We start from the raw sequence: 12,621 nt of genomic DNA, 5'->3' as shown, positions 1-12,621 counted from the left end.
GCCGATGCGCGGTAGCTGCGCCGGGCTGACGCGGCGGGCGGATGCGCGCGTTGCGAGCTGCGCGGTACCTGCGCCGCTGCGCTATGGGCGTGCCACCCGCGCAGCGGCGCAGTACCCGCGCTCGACCCGGTGCCCGCGTAAAACGCACCACTCGCCGTGCGCTGCGCGGGTGCTGCGCCGCTGCGCGGTAGTTGCGCCGCCGCGCTGGTGCTGCGCCACGGTTGTGCGGCGAGCGGATGCCGCACCCGGCCACCGCTCTCCACCCGCGAACCCGGCCGGCGGCATCCGTCAGTCGGAGTCCGATCTGACCGCGCGCCCGGAGAGCTTGCCCGGCAGGATCGGCACGATCCACGAGATGGATTCAGTCATCGCTCTCCCGTTTCTGCACGTGGCCGGTGCCATTGTGCAGCCGACATTTTATTCCTCCTGCTGCCCGCGGCCAGGCGTGGTGCCAGCGCCGGGCTAGACAGTCAGACTAACTAGTGTCACTATGTAGTGACGCAGACAACGAAGGGCCGGCGGGATGAGTGCGAAGCAGTGGCCGAGCGACTGGATGCGCGCCGCCCTCGGGCTGTGTGTGCTGCGCACCCTCGCCGCCGGTCCCACCTACGGCTACGCCATCGCGGCCGCGCTCGAAGAAAACGGGTTCGGTCAGGTCAAAGGGGGCACGCTGTATCCGCTGCTGACCCGCTTCGAAGCGGCCGGCTGGATCGCCGTCGACTGGCGGGTGGGCGCCGGCGGCCCGGAGCGCAAATACCTGTCACTGACGGATGCCGGACGCCGCGAACTCGAGGCCCAAACCGCCGCCTGGCGCGACTTCACCGGCACGGTCTTCGCGCACCTCGACAGCGCTGATCTGCCCAGCACCGCAGCACCGAAGGGGACGGACGCATCATGACCACCAACATCCGCGAGAACGAGAAGTGGCTCGAGAACCTCACCATGGAGTTGCGCCTGCTCGACGTCAACGGCACCCGCATCGGCGATGCCGTCGCGACGGCCCGGGAGTTTCTCGACGACTCGGGGGAGCTCGCCGAAGACTCCTTCGGCAGCCCGCAGCACTACGCCGCCGAGCTGAACCTGCCCGCAATACCGGAGGCCGCGCAGGGTGTGCGTCTGGCCGTCGTGCGCGGCGGGTTAGGAGTGCTTGGCATGTTCGCGCTGGTCGAGGCGGTCGTTCCGCTCCTGAACGATGAACCGGTCATCTTGGGCCCCGTGGTGCTCGCCATCTATCTGTTCACGCTGATCATGATCGCGCTCCTGCCGACCCTCGTCCCCGTCATGGTAAGGATGCGGCGGCGCGGCGCGATCATCGGAATCGTCACTGCGGCGCTGCTGGGCGGCACGATCCCCGCCCTGCTGGCGCTCTGGGCGGGCGATCTGGTGCTGCTCAGCCTGCCCGCCCTGCCGGTGGCGATCGTCGGCGCCGTGCTGCTGCTCGCGCCGGCCCTCTGGAGCCAGCTGCGGCACTCTCTCACCGATGACCCGATCATCGCCCCGGGCCACACGCCGTCGCCACGCGCCGCGTTTCGCGCGCGGCTTTTTCTCGTCGTCACCAACTGGCTTCTCGTGTTCGGCGCCATCGGCCTCTGTGCCATGAGGCTCCTGCTGGAGTCACTGACCCGCTGAGCCCACACCTGAAGAGCACCGTATTACCGAAGGGGACGGACGAATCATGACCACCAACATCCGCACAGCAGCGAACGAGCAGTGGCTGGAGAGCCTGATCATCGAGCTGCGTCTGCAGGGCGTCAACGGCACCCGCATCGGCGACGCGATCGCGAGTGCGCGAGAGTTTCTCGTCGACTCCGGGGCGGCCGCCGAAGACTCCTTCGGTAGTCCGAGGCAGTACGCCGCTGAGTTGAACCTTCCCGTCGAACCCGATGCCCGCCAGGGCGGGCCTGGCACCCTCGTGCGCGGCGCCATCGGCATGCTGGGCATGTTCTCGGTGGTCCAGGCGGTGGTTCCGCTCGTCTACGGCGAATCGCTGACGGTCGTTGCGCCGGTGCTCGCCATTATGGTCGTCGCGTTCATCGCCATCGCGTGCCTGCCGAGACTCATGCCCGCCATGGTGCGGATGCGGAAGCGAAGCGTCCTGGTGACCTTCCTGCTGGGGGCGGCGCTCGGCCTGGTCGTCACCGTTCCCGGTGTCCTGTTGGTGGTGTGGGCGGGCGACCGAATGGCCCTCAGCCTGCCGGCGCTTCCGGTCTTCATCGTCGGCGCCGTGTGCCTGATCGCCCCGGCGCTGTGGGGTCAGCTGCGGCACTCCATCACGGACGACCCGATCGTCGTGCCTGGTGTCACGCCGTCCGCCCGCAGCGCGCGCCGCACTCGCCTGTTCCTGGTCGCCATCAACTGGCTACTCGTGCCCTTTACCGTCGCCCTCTGCGGGGTGAGCCTGTTGATGGACTCGTTCTCGCGGTAACGTACCGCTTCAGCAGCAGCGGCCCTGCGGGTTCTTGTCCTGGCGGTCGGTCTGGTCGCGCCAGAACTCCCGCTCGGTCATGACCTCGTGCGCCGCGCAGGACGGGTCTGACGCGCGGGCCGCGTGGTGGGCGGCGTACTTCTCGTACGCGTCCTCCCCGAGCATGGCCTTCAGATACCAGGCCACGCCCCGGGCGCCGCGCTTGACCGCACCCACCACGCCGCCACTCATCAGTGCCCGGTCCGGGTGTATTTCTTGTCGGCCGGCAGGGCGTCCCACTCGGCCTGCAGCTTCTTCTCCGGCGGCGTCACGATGAGCCCGGCCGGCGCGAAGATCTGCGACTGCACGGCGGGGTCCTCGCTCGACGAGTTCGCCTTGGTGCGATATGCCTTCCAGGTCGCCTGAATCGCCGTGAAGATCACGATGATCGCGAGCGTCACGAACACGATCGACAGCACGCCCTGCACCATCGTGTTGCGCACCACGGCTTCCATCGCCAAGACGGATGTCGCGGTACCGAAGCTCGTCTCGCCCGCCTCGAGCGCCCCCGAGAAGGCCCGGTTCTGGGCGAAGTAGCCGACCGCCGGCACCGTGGAGAAGATCTTCATGAACGACGCCGCGATCGTGACGACGGCCGCGAACGAGAGCGGCAGCGCGACCACCCAGAGGTACTTGAACAGTCCGCGCTTGGCGACGATCGCCATGCACACGGCGAGGGCGATCGCGGCGAGCAGCTGGTTGGCGATGCCGAACAGCGGGAAGAGCGTGTTGATGCCGCCGAGCGGGTCGGTGACGCCCATCAGCAGCACGGCGCCCCAGGCCGCGACCATGATCGCGGTGGCCGCCCAGGCGCCGGGGCGCCAACCGGTGTTCTTGAACTTCGGGAAGAAGTTACCGAGGCTGTCCTGCAGCATGAAGCGCGCGACGCGGGTGCCGGCATCCACTGCCGTGAGAATGAACAGCGCCTCGAACATGATCGCGAAGTGGTACCAGAAGCTCATCATCGAGGTGCCGCCGATGAGCTGCTGCATGATGTGCGCGAGGCCAACAGCGAGGGTCGGGGCGCCGCCGGTGCGGCTCACGATCGACTCTTCGCCGACGTTCTTCGCGGTCTCGGCGAGCAGGTCGGGCGTGATGTTGACGCCCGTCATGCCGAGCCCGTTGACGAAGGCCACGGCCCCTTCGATGGTGCCGCCGGTGAGGGCGGGCGAGGAGTTCATGGCGAAGTACAGGCCACGGTCGATCGACAGCGCGGCGACGAGCGCCATGATCGCCACGAAGCTCTCCATGAGCATGCCGCCGTAGCCGATGAAGCGGGTCTGGCGCTCTTTCTCGATGAGCTTCGGCGTGGTGCCCGAGGCGATCAGCGCGTGGAAGCCCGAGAGGGCGCCGCAGGCGATGGTCACGAACAGGAACGGGAAGAGGGTTCCGCTGACGACCGGTCCGGTACCGCTCGAGGCGAACTCGCTCACGGCGGGAGCGCTGATTTCTGGGCGGATGATGATGATCGCGACCGCGAGCATGCCGATCGTGCCGATCTTCATGAAGGTCGAGAGGTAGTCGCGCGGGGCGAGCAGCAGCCAGACCGGCAGGATCGCGGCGATGAAGCCGTAGATGATGATGCCCCAGGCGATGGTCACCTTGTCGAGCAGAAAGAATGTCGAGCCCCACTCGGTGTCTGCGATCATGCCGCCGCCGATGATCGCGGCGATCAGCAGCACGAAGCCGATGATCGAGATCTCGGTGATCTTGCCCGGGCGGAAGAAGCGCAGGTAGCACCCCATGAACAGGGCGATCGGGATGGTCATGCCGACGGAGAAGACGCCCCACGGGCTCTCGGCGAGGGCGTTGACGACGACGAGGGCGAGGATCGCGACGATGATGATCATGATCACGAGGGTCGCGATGAGGGCGGCGGTGCCGCCGACCACGCCGAGCTCGTCGCGGGCCATCTGGCCCAGCGATCGGCCGCCGCGGCGCATCGAGAAGTACAGCACGAGGTAGTCCTGCACGGCGCCGGCGAGCACGACGCCGACGATGATCCAGATCGTGCCGGGCAGGTAGCCCATCTGGGCGGCGAGCACGGGGCCGACGAGGGGGCCGGCGCCGGCGATGGCCGCGAAGTGGTGGCCGAAGAGCACCCGACGGTCGGTCGCGGCGAAGTCCTTGCCGTCGGCCTTGTACTCGGCGGGCGTGGCGCGGCGGTCATCGGGCTTCAGCAGGTGCTTCTCGATGTAGTTCGAGTAGAAGCGGTAGCCGATCAGATAGGTGCAGATCGCGGCGAACACGAACCAGATCGCGTTGACGGTTTCACCGCGCACCACGGCGAGCATGACCCAGCTGAGGCCACCGAGCAGCGAGATACCGGCCCAGATCGCGATCTTCAACGGGGTCCACTTGCGGTCGTGGGCCTCGGTCTCGGCGGGGTCGACGGCCACCGCCAACTCGTGCGGAATCTGCTGCAATACCAGTGAATCGCCGGTCGAACCTGTCGACCGATTGGACGTGACGCCCATGTCTCCCCCTTGAGTGACCACGCATTGTGGCCCTGTTCCTGAAGCAACGTTAACACCGTGGCGTGGCATCCGTGCCTGACGCGCGCGAAAACGCGACCGCCCGAGCGCGTAAAATGGCTAAATCGCCATCTGGGCACTCGCCCTTCTCCCTCTTCGACCATTGGAGCCACCGTGGCCGCGCCCACTCATCTTGATTCCGTCATCGCCCTCGCCCGCCACCGCGGCTTCGTCTTTCAGGCCGGTGAGATCTACGGCGGCTCCCGCTCCGCGTGGGACTACGGGCCCCTCGGCGTCGAACTCAAAGAGAACATCAAGAAGCAGTGGTGGCGCTCGATGGTCACCGGCCGCGACGACGTCGTGGGCCTCGACTCGAGCGTGATTCTGCCCCGCCAGGTCTGGGAAGCATCCGGTCACGTCGAGGTTTTCAGCGACCCGCTGATCGAGTGCACCAGCTGCCACAAGCGTTTTCGCGCCGATCACCTCGAAGAAGAGTACGAGGAGAAGAAGGGCCGTGCGCCCGAGAACGGCCTCGACGACATCGCCTGCCCCAACTGCGGCAACCGTCACACCTGGACCGAGCCGCGCGCCTTCTCCGGCCTGCTGAAGACTTTCCTCGGCCCGGTCGATGACGAGGCCGGCATGCACTACCTGCGCCCCGAGACCGCGCAGGGCATCTTCGTGAACTTCGCCAACGTGCTGCAGGCATCGCGCTCGAAGCCCCCGTTCGGCATCGGCCAGATCGGCAAGAGCTTTCGCAACGAGATCACCCCCGGAAACTTCATTTTTCGCACCCGCGAGTTCGAACAGATGGAGATGGAATTCTTCGTCGAACCGGGAACGGATGAGACGTGGCACCAGTACTGGATCGACACGCGCCTGGCGTGGTACACCGACCTCGGCATCAACCCCGAGAACCTGCGCCTGTTCGAGCACCCGAAAGAGAAGCTCTCGCACTACTCCAAGCGCACCGTCGACATCGAGTACCGTTTCGGCTTCGCCGGCGGAGCCTTCGGCGAGCTCGAGGGTGTGGCCAACCGAGGCGACTTCGACCTGTCGACGCACGCCAAGGCATCCGGTAAGGACCTGTCCTACTTCGACCAGACCAAGAACGAGCGGTGGGTTCCGTGGGTCATTGAGCCCGCGGCCGGCCTCACCCGCTCGCTGATGGCGTTCCTGGTCGACGCGTACCACGAAGAAGAAGTGCCCAACGCGAAGGGCGGCGTGGACAAGCGCACGGTGCTGAAGCTCGACCCGCGGCTCGCTCCGGTCAAGGCCGCGATTCTGCCGCTGTCGCGCAACGAGAAGCTCTCGCCGATGGCCCGCGAGCTCGCGGCCCGCCTGCGCCAGTCGTGGAACGTGGACTTCGACGACGCCGGCGCGATCGGTCGCCGCTACCGCCGCCAGGATGAAATCGGCACCCCGTACTGCATCACGGTCGACTTCGACTCGCTCGACGACCAGGCGGTCACCGTGCGTGACCGCGACACGATGCTGCAGGAGCGCGTGCCGCTCGCCGAGCTCGACGCGTATCTCGCGGTGCGTCTGCGCGGCGCGTAACCAGCCTCGCGCGCTCGCCCCGCTCGCGCGGGGGCCCGGCGCTGAGTCGCGGACTTCGCACCCTTCTTGGGCAGAGAAGGGTGCGTTCTCCGCGACTCAGCCCCGCTCCCCGCTCAGAGCGTCAGGTCGATCAGGGTCACTCCGCTTGCGGGCACCGCGGCACTCATCTCGGCCAGGGCTGCGGGTGCGTCTTCGAGACGGATGCGCCGGGTCACCAGATCCTGCGGCCGCAGCGCCCCGCTTTCCACCAGCGCGAGAAGTTCGGGGTAGTCGTGTGCGGGCATCCCGTGACTGCCGAGAATGGCCAGCTCGCCGGCGATGACCGTGCCGAGCGGCACCCGCGGGTCCTCGGCCAGTAGCCCGATCTGCACGTGGCGACCCCGGGTCGCGAGCGACCTGATCGCGATCGCGACCGTGTTCTCCCGGCCGAGCGCCTCGACGCTCACCTGCGCTCCCGAACCGTCCGGTGTCAGCGCCCGGATGCGCGCGACGACCTCGGCGTCGGTCAGGCCGGCCGAGTTGACCGTGTGCACCGCCCCGACCCTGGCCGCGGTCGCCAGGGCCGAATCGCTGATGTCGACGCCAATGACGCTCGCGCCGAGGGCCGCACCGATCATCACCGCGCTCAGCCCGACCCCGCCGCAGCCGATCACCACGAGGGCCTCGCCGGCCAGCAGGTGCGCCTGGTGCACGAGTCCGCGGTACGACGTCGCGAACCGGCAGCCGAGCAGCGCGGCCGCACCGGCGTCGAGGTCGTCGCTGATCGCGATCAGGTTCACGTCGGCATTGTGCAGCGCGACCCGCTCGGCATAGGAGCCCCAGTGAGTGAAACCGGGCTGGGTCTGATTGCGGCAGACCTGCCCGTTTCCGGCGTCGCACTCCGGGCAGGAGCCACACGCGCAGACGAACGGAACGGTCACCCGCTGCCCGACGGCGAATCGGCGAACGGATGCCCCCACCGACTCGATCACGCCGACCAACTCGTGCCCGGGCACGTGCGGCAGGCCGATGTCGGAGTCGTGACCCATCCAGCCGTGCCAGTCGCTGCGGCAGAGGCCGGTGGCCTCGACGCGCACCACGACGCCCGCGTCACTCGCGACCGGGTCGGCGACCTCTCGTACGACGGGGAGCACACCAAATTCGTCAAACCAGACAGCCTTCATGCTGCCAGTCTGCCCGATCCGCGGGCCGGCTCGCCGCGGGGCCGTGGCCGCGTTCAGGGGCCGCAGATGTTGAGTCGCGGACTTCGTGCCTTCGTTCAGCTCGAGAAGGTGCGTTCTCCGCGACTCAGCCCCGAGCGGCCCGCTGCGGCAGCGGATGTGCGAAGTGATCTAGGGTGCAACCCTCGACAAACCCCGCGTATCTGAATCAGGAGGCGGCGGAACCGGTCCGGCCCGCGGCATCCGCTGACGCAGACGAGGAGGCAGCAGCCGACGCAGTGCCGACCGCGGGAAGCTCCACGTCGAGGTCGAACAGGGCCGACAGCCCGGTCAAGAAGTCGTCCTGATCGCCGGCGCGGGCGAGTTCGCGGGCGCGCACCATGGGAGTGTGCAGCAGCACGCCGGTCAGGTGCCGCAGGGCCGACTCGGTGGCCTCGCTCGAGTCGCCGCGGCTGCGGGCCCGGGCGATCTCGGCGTCGCGCAGCTCGAACATGTAGTTGCGTAGGGCGACGACGGCCGGCGCGAGGCTCTGCTCCTCGGCGACGGCGCTGAACTTGCGGGCTGCCTTTCCCACGATTTCGCGAGCCTCGTCGTGCGCGTTCAACTCTTCGAGCGGCGCGTGGATGCTGATGGTTTCGAGGTCGAGCAGTTCGACGCCGGGTACGTCGATCACGTCGGGCGCCACGTTGCGGGGCAAGCCGAGGTCGATGATGAGCTGCGGCGGGGCCTCGGGGGAGACGTCCGCGGGGCACAGCTTCACGGCGGCGAGGCCGAGCGCGGTCTCGGGGGCATCGGGGTTCACCCCGACGAGAGCGCGACCGGCGCGAATAATGGACGCGTCGATCACATGGTCTTCGCGCAGCGTGCACGTGACGACGACGTTCGCGGTCGCCACGGCGGCGGCGAATCCGTCGACGGATACGGCCTGAATGCCGTGCGAGGCGGCGAAGCCGAGGGCGCGCCCCGAGGGGGAGTAGACCCGCACGTTCTCGGCACCGCGGTCGCGCAGGGCGGCGAGTGAGGCTCCCGCGTAGCGGCCGGTGCCGACGAGCAGGATTTCGGCCTTGGACCAGTCGATGACGCGGCTTTCGGCCAGTTCGAGGGCGAGGCGCACAATCGAGCGCCCGGCCGAGCCGATGCCGGTGCGGTTCTTCACTCCGCGGGAGGTCTGTGAGGCCCGCTGAAAGAGGCGCTCCAGCTCGGGGCTCGTGGTGCCGTCGGAGCGGGCCTGTTCGAGGGCGCGGCGTACCTGGCCGGCGATTTCGCCCTCACCGACGACGACGGATTCGAGGCCGCTCGTCACGGCGAACAGATGTTCGGCGACGAGGTTGCCGTGCACGAGTTCGAGGTTGTCGCGCAGGGTGTCGGCGCCGACACCGGTGTTCGCGCTGACGGCGTCGATCGCGGCGTAGACGGCCGGCAGCGGCGAGACGCCGAAGGGCTCATCGAGGTCGAGGTAGGCCTCGAAACGGTTGCAGGTGGCGACGATCACGGCGCCGCTCAGGCGGGGGTGTTCCTCGACCATGCGCGAGGCTGTGGCGCCAGCGCCCACAGAAAGCTTCTCCAGCACATCGAAGGTGGAGTTCTTGTGGCTCGCGGACAGACAAATCAGCACCATTTGATTCTACGACCCGTAGAGGCCTCGTTCTACTCAGTGCATCGGTGAGCGTCGATGCAGGGCGTGCGAATCGTCACATTCAGGGAAGTTTGGCAGAATCGACAGCGTGAACCTTGATGCGCAACACCCACTCAACACCGGCCTGACCGCCGACTCCCGCCTCATTCAGGCCTACCAGGGCACGCGCCCCGCGGTCACCCCGGTCTGGTTCATGCGCCAGGCCGGTCGCAGCCTGCCCGAATACCGCGACCTGCGCGTCGGTACGCGCATGCTCGACGTCTGCCTCGATCCCGAACTGGCGAGCGAAATCACCCTGCAGCCCGTGCGTCGCCACAGCGTCGACGCCGGCATTTTCTTCAGCGACATCGTCGTTCCCCTCAAGCTTGTCGGCGTCGACGTGGAGATCGTGCCCGGCAAGGGCCCCGTGCTCGGCAAGGCCGTGCGCACCGCGGCGGATGTCGCCGAACTCACCGCCCTCGACCCGGCCCAGCTCGACACCGCCCTCGCCCCGATCACGCTCGCGGTCAAGCGCGCGGTCGCCGAACTCGGCACGACCCCGTTGATCGGGTTCGCCGGCGCTCCCTTCACCCTGGCCGCGTACCTCGTCGAGGGCGGCCCGTCGAAGGACCACATCCACGCCCGCACGCTCATGCAGTCCGACCCCGACGCCTGGGACGCCCTGATGACCTGGACCGCCGACGTCACCGGCCGCTTTCTGCGCGCCCAGGTGATGGCCGGCGCGAGCGCCGCCCAGCTCTTCGACTCCTGGGCCGGCGCCCTGTCGCTGCAGGACTACTCCCGCTTCGTCGCCCCCGCCTCGACCAAGGCCATCGCCCACGTGCGCGACCTCAGCTACGCCCTCGCTCCGGCCGCCGACGCGGCAACGGATGCCCCCCTCACCCACCGCAACGTGCCCATCGTGCACTTCGGCGTGGGCACCGGCGAACTGCTGAAAGAGATGCACAACATCGGCGCCGACGTCGTCGGTGTCGACTACCGCGTGCCCCTCGACGAGGCCAACCGTCGCCTCGGCGGCACCGTGCCCATTCAGGGCAACGTCGACCCGGCCCTGCTCGCGGCCCCGTGGCCCGTGCTCGAAGCGCACGTGCGCGACGTCATGAAGCGCGGCGAGTCCGCGCCCTCCCACGTGGTCAACCTCGGCCACGGCGTGCCGCCCGACACCGATCCCGACGTTCTCGGCCGCATCGTCGAGCTCGTGCACACGGTCAGCGCCGGCGAATAGCCCATGCTGCCCTCCCGGCCGACGAACACACCAGTCGACGTCATCGTGATCGGCGGCGGCGTCGCCGGCCTCGTTGCGGCCCGCGAATGCGCGCACGTCGGCCTGCGCGTCACCGTCGTTGAAGCCACGGATGCCCTTGGCGGCCCCGTCGCCGGCCACGAACTGGCCGGACTCCACCTCGACAGCGGTGCCGAGAGCTTCGCCGTGCGCGGCGGAACCGTGAGCGCCTTCGTCGAGGGCCTCGGCCTGACCGACCAGATCGTCTCGCCGAACCCGGTCGGCGCCTGGCTGCACCTGCCCTCCACCCCCTACTGCAAGGGCCCGGCCGCGGGGCCGGCCGCCGGATCGGTGAGCGTGCCGCTGCCCAAGGCCGGCGTGCTCGGCATTCCCGGATCGCCGCTCGCCGACGACGTGCGCCGGGTGATCGGCTGGCGCGGAGCCCTCACGGCCTACCTCGACCGCCTCAAGCCGGTGCTGACGATCGGCCGGGAGCACAGCCTCGGCGAACTCGTGCTCAAACGCATGGGGCCCCGCGTGCTCGAGCGCCTCGTCGAACCCGTCGCCTCCGGCGTGTACACCGCCTCCTCGAACGACCTCGACATCGACGTCGTCGCGCCCGGCCTCAACAACGCGCTCACCACGACCGGATCGCTCTCCGGCGCCGTCTCGATGCTCCGCGGCGGCGCGGCCGCGGGATCCTCGGTCGGCGGCCTGCTCGGCGGCATGTCGACCCTCGTCGCCGCGCTGCGCGCCGATCTCGAGCTCTACGAGGTCGAGATCCTCACCGGCACCCGGGTCGAGTCCCTCTCCCGCGTTCAGCCCGCACCCCAGGCAGCGGATGCGGCGTCGCCCGCCGCCTGGACCGTCGCGCTCGCAGCACCGGCCGCGTCCGGGGAGTCGGCCGGGGCATCCGCCGCCGTCGACGACGACCCGACCGTGACCGACCCGCCGGCCCCGCTCACCGCCCGCTTCGTGATCGTGGCGACCCAGGGCGCCCAGGCGCTCAGCCTGATCGCTCCGCTCGACGCCGCGCATGCCGCGCTCAGCGACCTCGACTGGCCTGCCCCGACCGCCGTCACGCTCACGAGCCTCGTGCTCGACGCGCCCGTGCTCGACGTGCATCCGCGCGGCACCGGCGTGCTCGTCGCCGCCGACGCACCGGGAGTCACGGCCAAGGCCCTGACCCACGTCACCGCGAAGTGGCCCTGGGTCGCCGCGGCGGCCGGCCCCGGCGTGCACGTCGTGCGTCTGTCATACGGACGGGCCGACGAGCCCAATCCCACCGACGACCTCGACGACACGGCCCTGCAGGCCCTCGCGCTGAAGGATGCGGCGACCCTGCTGGGCGTCACCCTCGAGGCCGGCCAGGTGCGCGGATTCGCCCGCACCGAGTGGCGCGACGCGCTCTCGCCCGCCACGATCGGCGCGCGCGAGCGGGCCTTCCGGGTGCGGGAGGTCGTCAACGCGGCCCCCGACCTCGCGATCGCCGGTGCCTGGCTGTCGGGCACCGGGCTGGCCTCGGTGATCCCGGATGCGATGGCCGCGGCCGCGCGCATCCGTCACGCCGCCCTCGGGCTCGTCTGACCGCTGACCTCGTTCGGTGCCCGAGCCGGCACAAGGGCTGATCGGGGCGCATGCCGCATAGCGCATATTCATGAAGGTTCGGTCGTGCACCTTCAGGGTGTTCGGGGTTACTCTGTGGAGACGTGAACTCGAGGAATGGAGTGACAATGCGGGGAAAGCTTCTCTTTATCACCGGCGGACTTGTCGGCTACGTGCTCGGTGCTCGCGCCGGACGCAAACGCTACGAGCAGATCGCCTCCACCGCCAACAGCGTCTGGAACGCCCAGCCCGTGCAGCGCCGGGTCAACGAGGTGCGAGACTTCGCCCTCGAACTGGTCGGCGACGTGCCCTCCGTGCTGTTCGAAGCCGGCAAGAAGGTCGTCAACAAGGCCACCGCCACCAAGACCCCCAAGCCCGGTGCGCCGAAGTCGCGGCCCACGCCCGACAAGGCGCCGCGCCCGACCCCAACGACCTCGTTTCCGGCGGCGCAATTTCCGCCCGATGAGGCCGACCTGCCCAGCACGAACTAGCTCCGCAGT

General features: G+C 69.0%; 11 protein-coding genes. 7 read left to right on the top strand and 4 right to left on the bottom strand.

The genetic code is table 11. The features are described from left to right. Positions 1-523 precede the first annotated feature (523 nt). The 3 genes from E3T55_RS10630 to E3T55_RS10620 are packed head-to-tail and all read left to right on the top strand — an operon-like array spanning position 524 to position 2,425. Positions 524-898, top strand: a complete 375-nt coding sequence (locus tag E3T55_RS10630; protein WP_134519545.1) for a PadR family transcriptional regulator — start codon at positions 524-526, stop codon at positions 896-898. Further along, positions 895-1,629 carry a DUF1129 domain-containing protein gene (locus E3T55_RS10625; RefSeq protein WP_134519544.1) on the top strand — a complete coding sequence of 245 codons (735 nt, stop codon included), beginning with the start codon at positions 895-897 and terminating at the stop codon, positions 1,627-1,629. The genes E3T55_RS10630 and E3T55_RS10625 overlap by 4 nt, the downstream gene beginning before the upstream one ends. 46 nt (positions 1,630-1,675) lie before the next feature. Continuing rightward, positions 1,676-2,425, top strand: coding sequence for a DUF1129 domain-containing protein (locus E3T55_RS10620; RefSeq protein WP_134519543.1), 750 nt, complete (start codon positions 1,676-1,678; stop codon positions 2,423-2,425). Between the two features lie 9 nt (positions 2,426-2,434). Here the strand turns inward: E3T55_RS10620 and E3T55_RS10615 are convergent, their stop codons facing one another. After that, entirely contained in the window at positions 2,435-2,656 is a 222-nt protein-coding gene (locus E3T55_RS10615) for a YbdD/YjiX family protein (protein WP_134519542.1), read from the bottom strand. Continuing rightward, the gene (locus tag E3T55_RS10610; RefSeq protein ID WP_134519541.1) at positions 2,656-4,941 is read right to left on the bottom strand and encodes a carbon starvation CstA family protein; all 2,286 of its coding nucleotides are present in this window, start codon (positions 4,939-4,941) and stop codon (positions 2,656-2,658) included. The genes E3T55_RS10615 and E3T55_RS10610 overlap by 1 nt, the downstream gene beginning before the upstream one ends. 171 nt (positions 4,942-5,112) lie before the next feature. Between E3T55_RS10610 and E3T55_RS10605 the strand changes: the two genes are divergently transcribed. Further along, entirely contained in the window at positions 5,113-6,498 is a 1,386-nt protein-coding gene (locus tag E3T55_RS10605) for a glycine--tRNA ligase (RefSeq protein WP_134519540.1), read from the top strand. 113 nt (positions 6,499-6,611) lie between these two features. Here E3T55_RS10605 and E3T55_RS10600 read toward each other — a convergent pair whose 3' ends face one another. Together E3T55_RS10600 and E3T55_RS10595 are read right to left on the bottom strand one after the other, a co-directional pair. Next, positions 6,612-7,661, bottom strand: coding sequence for a zinc-dependent alcohol dehydrogenase family protein (locus E3T55_RS10600; RefSeq protein ID WP_134519539.1), 1,050 nt, complete (start codon positions 7,659-7,661; stop codon positions 6,612-6,614). Between the two features lie 205 nt (positions 7,662-7,866). Continuing rightward, complete coding sequence (locus E3T55_RS10595; protein WP_134519551.1) at positions 7,867-9,273, bottom strand: glutamyl-tRNA reductase; 1,407 nt, start codon at positions 9,271-9,273, stop codon at positions 7,867-7,869. 109 nt (positions 9,274-9,382) lie between these two features. Here E3T55_RS10595 and hemE point away from each other — a divergent pair, with 109 nt between their 5' ends. From hemE to E3T55_RS10580, 3 genes are all read left to right on the top strand, one after another. Further along, complete coding sequence (gene hemE / locus E3T55_RS10590; protein ID WP_134519538.1) at positions 9,383-10,519, top strand: uroporphyrinogen decarboxylase; 1,137 nt, start codon at positions 9,383-9,385, stop codon at positions 10,517-10,519. Positions 10,520-10,522: 3 nt separating this feature from the next. Then, on the top strand, positions 10,523-12,103 hold the full coding sequence (locus E3T55_RS10585; protein ID WP_134519537.1) for a protoporphyrinogen/coproporphyrinogen oxidase: 1,581 nt from the start codon (positions 10,523-10,525) through the stop codon (positions 12,101-12,103). Positions 12,104-12,249: 146 nt separating this feature from the next. Continuing rightward, the gene (locus E3T55_RS10580) at positions 12,250-12,612 is read left to right on the top strand and encodes a YtxH domain-containing protein (protein WP_134519536.1); all 363 of its coding nucleotides are present in this window, start codon (positions 12,250-12,252) and stop codon (positions 12,610-12,612) included. Positions 12,613-12,621 lie beyond the last annotated feature (9 nt).

Origin of the sequence: Cryobacterium frigoriphilum (assembly GCF_004403305.1) — a bacterium.
In the GTDB taxonomy this organism is placed as follows: Bacteria; Actinomycetota; Actinomycetes; order Actinomycetales; family Microbacteriaceae; genus Cryobacterium; species Cryobacterium frigoriphilum.
The sequence above is the reverse complement of the archived record's forward strand: the minus strand, read 5'-3'. Positions and strand labels throughout refer to the sequence as shown.